Origin of the sequence: Streptomyces sp. NPDC007346, assembly GCF_040703535.1 — a bacterium.
In the GTDB taxonomy this organism is placed as follows: domain Bacteria; phylum Actinomycetota; class Actinomycetes; order Streptomycetales; family Streptomycetaceae; genus Streptomyces.
In genome coordinates this window covers 1-3,634 of record NZ_JBEYKR010000270.1, presented here as the reverse complement: position 1 = coordinate 3,634, position 3,634 = coordinate 1, and the positions used below count along the sequence as shown (strand labels likewise).

Genomic DNA, 3,634 nt, shown 5'->3' with positions numbered 1-3,634 from the left:
GCCGTGCGCGCGCACGGCGGCGCCCCTCGTCCCCCTACCGCGCCCGCACCGTCGCCGGCACGTCCCGGTCCGGCTGAAGCGTCAGACTCGGTACGGGCTCGATGACGTCCGGCTCGACGTCCAGCTCGAAGCGCCGGGCCAGCACGGCCAGGATGAGCACCGACTCGACCATCGCGAACCGGGTCCCCAGGCAGACCCGGGGCCCGCCGCCGAACGGGAACCAGGCGTACTCCGCGATCTCGTCCCCGCTCGTGGCGTCCCAGCGCTCCGGGCGGAACTCCTCCGGCTCGGGGAACCACCGCGCGTCCCGGTGCGTGGACCACTGGCTGCTCCACACCCGGGTCCCCTCCTCGATCGGCAGACCGCCGAGCCGGGCCCCCTCCTTCGCCACCCCCGTGATCAGCCAGATCGTCGGGTACAGCCGCAGGGTCTCCTTCACCACGGCCTGGGTGTAGGTGAGGTGGGCGTAGTCGTCGAATCCCGGCTCCCGGTCGCCGAGCACCCGGTCCAGCTCCTCGGCGAGCGCCTCCCGCACCCGGGGGTTGCGGGAGAGCAGGTACCACGCCCACACCAGGGTCGAACTCGTCGTCTCGTGGCCGCCGATGTACAGGGTGACCGTCTCGTCGCGGATCTCCGCATCGCTGAGGTGCTCACCGCTCTCGTCGACGGCGGTGAGCAACCTGCTGAGCAGGTCCGGGCGTTCACTCTCGCCGTCGCGGTGCCGGGCCACCACCCGCCCCACCTCGGCGTCGATGACCGCCGCCGCCTTCCTGATCCGCGCCCGGCCCGGGGTGGGCACCCAGTCGGGCAGCAGCGCCCCGAGCCCGGCGAACTCCTTGCCGATCTCCAGCTGGGCGACGTCCATCGCCCGGCCCATCGCCTCCGAGTCCGCCGGGGTGTCCACACCGAAGATGGTGCGCACCGCGATCTTCTGCGTCAGGGCCGCCATCTCCCGCTTGACGTCGACGCGTTCACCGTCCGACCAGGCGTCGGCCAGCTCCACCGCGCAGGACGCCATGGTGGCCGCGTACGACTTGACCTGCTTGGGCCGCACCGACGGCTGCACCAGCGACCGTTTGCGCCGCCAGTCGCGGCCCCGCGCGACGATGATGCCGTTGCCCATCACCGTCCGGAACGCGATACCGAGCCGGGGCTGGTCGAAGGTGCGTTCCGTCTCGGTGAGCAGCTCGCCGATGCACTCCGGGTCGGAGATGAACAGACACCGGTTGCGCCCGAACCGCCAGCGCACCATGTCCCCGTGGCCCCGCAGGAGTTCGAAGAAGGCGAGGGGGTTCTTCCCGAACCGCGGCAGGTTCCCGAGCAACGGCAGCCCCCTGGGGCCGGGTACGAACGCATGGCCGCGAGGCTGGGTGTCGAGCGCCGGGCCGGTCTGCGTGGACATCGAAGGACTCCGCTCCCTGGGGCGCGCCTCTGACGGCGCGCAATCGTTCGAACCCCATCGAACGCGATGGGGGCGGTACCCCACCAGGGCGTCGGCCCGCCGTGGCCGGAAACCGTCATCGGCCGTGTGGCTGTACGTGCGTTGGCGGCCGCCCCCGCGGACCATCGCTCCCGGAGTTGTCCCGTGGAGACCGGGCAGTCGAGAGGTCGCCCGGCACCGAGCGTGCGGGCGCCTGGGGTCTGTCAGTTCCTGCTCAGCGTGCGGGACACGCCCGCGACGACAGCTGTGGTGAGGAGCCAGCCGACGGCGATCAGCAGGTACGACAGCCACTGTGCCGCCCCTGTCCAATGCCAGGCGCCGCGCTGGCCGAAGTCACCGATGGGGAAGAGCAGGTCGACGGTGTAGAAGAGGGGGTTGAACGGGGCGCCCTCCCCGTCCTTCGTCCGGACCGGCGAGCCGGCGCTGAACACCAGGCTGCCGAGCAGGCAGAGGGCGGTCATCCACAGGGCGGCCAGCCAGGGCCGGTACCCGTATCCGACGGTGGCGTCGAGCAGATGTCCCCACACCCGGCCGGGCGCGTGCAGGGTGCGGCGGCGGTGGCGCTGCTTCTCCAGCAGCACCCTGCGGGCGTCGTCGTCGTGGCCCGCCCGGCGGTAGCTGGCAGCCAGCTGCTCGTACGGCTGCGGGGCGTAGCCGGGGTTCCGGCGGATCCACGCCAGGCGGTGGCCCACACCCTCCGGCAGGGGTGCCCCGTCGGAGCGGAGGGAACCGTAGACGAAGCCGTCCATCCGTACCTCCTTCGGCCAGCTTTGCTCGCGGTCGCGCAGAACAGCTGCCTCGGCGCCCCGGAGGTCCACGGCTCCCGCGGGCTCCGCGGCAAGGCCGAAGTCGAAGGTGCCCACCCGCATCCCGACGCCGAACAGCGCCGTGGCGCTGCCGCCGAGGGAGGCTCCCTCAAGGGTGAGCAGGTCCGATATCCGAGCGCCCCGCAGCCGCAGGGTTCCCGTGGCGCTGAACCCCTCGGACATGTCCACCACCGTGGCCGTCACGTTGTCCGCGACCAGCGCCTCACCACCGGGGTTCTCCACGCGTGCGCCCTGAAGGAACAGGCCACCGGGCAGCTGCGCGCCCGGCAGTCGCAATCCGCCCCGGGCGGTGAAGCCCTTCCGGCAGAAGACGCCCCCGCCCATGACCAGACCCCCCGCGAACAGCGCCCATTTCCCGGGAGCCCGTATGTGCGCCCCGTTCAGGTCCAGTTCCCCCGTCACCTGAGCCGTGATGAGGGAGAGGTTGCCCCTCTCCATCACGGACCCGTGCAGGTCGAGATGGCCCTCGACGCGAGCCAGCCCGGCGTCGACGCCGGGCACCCGGCTGTCCGTGATCCGGACCGTCCGCGTCGAGGCCGCGTAGAAGCTGACCCCCTGCTCCAACCGGCACTCCTTCAGCCAGAGCAGGTGGCTGATCTCCGCACCGGCCAGATCCAGATGACCGGTGATCCGTGCGCCGGCCAGGCGCAGCGAGGCGACACCGCTCGACCGCTCCGTGTTGCCGCCCAGCAGCAGGGCGGCCACGACCTCGGCGCGGACCGTTCGCTCGGCCCCCCAACGCGCTCCCAGGGCGGGGTCGTCGTCCTCGGGCACCCCGGTGCGCAGATCCACCCACCGCCCTTCGGGGAAGGAGTCCCACAACGCGCGCTCGGGCGGGGTCAGTTCGTCGTAGATCAGCACCGCTACAGGCTACGGCCGCTCCGGGGCTGCCGAGTGCGGGTGAAGCGATCTCGTCGTGGCCGGTGCGGTCAGGCGGCCGGACCGTCCTGGGCGGCCCCCGACCGTGCGCCCGGCCAGGCCGGGTTGGTGAGCAGGACGCGGACACCGGCCGCCCCCAGCCTCACCGGGCCGAAACGCACCAGGCCGAGCAGCGCGCCGAGGGCGATCACCGCGAACACGGTCACCCACGGGTTGTCCGCGAAGAACTGCCCCACCGGCCGTGCCTCCCCGTCTCGAAGCGATCCCGTTCAGGATCTTCGAGGGACGGGGAGGCTGCCAGTCGGGACCGGCGAGGGCTCCGGCCCCGTCAGACCCCGTGCGGTACGTGCGCCGGGCGGCCGCGGCCCCGCGTCAGCGAGTAGCCGAACACGGCCGGCAACAACCCGGTCACCACCCAGTTGGGGGCGACGGTCAATGCCGTGGGCGGCACCGTGGGCCAGGTCGGTACCCTGGTCAACGGCAACGG

The 3,634-nt window shown here is 72.5% G+C and carries 3 protein-coding genes; all 3 read right to left on the bottom strand.

All coding sequences use genetic code 11. The features are described 5' to 3' along the window. Positions 1-34: 34 nt before the first annotated feature. The 3 genes from AB0917_RS33840 to AB0917_RS33830 all read right to left on the bottom strand — a co-directional run bounded on the left by AB0917_RS33840 (position 35) and on the right by AB0917_RS33830 (position 3,383). A complete protein-coding gene (locus tag AB0917_RS33840) occupies positions 35-1,402 on the bottom strand; it encodes a cytochrome P450 (RefSeq protein ID WP_366823540.1) in 1,368 nt (455 codons plus the stop codon). Between the two features lie 242 nt (positions 1,403-1,644). Further along, positions 1,645-3,129 carry an oxidoreductase gene (locus tag AB0917_RS33835; RefSeq protein ID WP_366823539.1) on the bottom strand — a complete coding sequence of 495 codons (1,485 nt, stop codon included), beginning with the start codon at positions 3,127-3,129 and terminating at the stop codon, positions 1,645-1,647. A gap of 68 nt (positions 3,130-3,197) precedes the next feature. Next, complete coding sequence (locus tag AB0917_RS33830; protein WP_366823538.1) at positions 3,198-3,383, bottom strand: hypothetical protein; 186 nt, start codon at positions 3,381-3,383, stop codon at positions 3,198-3,200. Between the last annotated feature and the right edge of the window lie 251 nt (positions 3,384-3,634).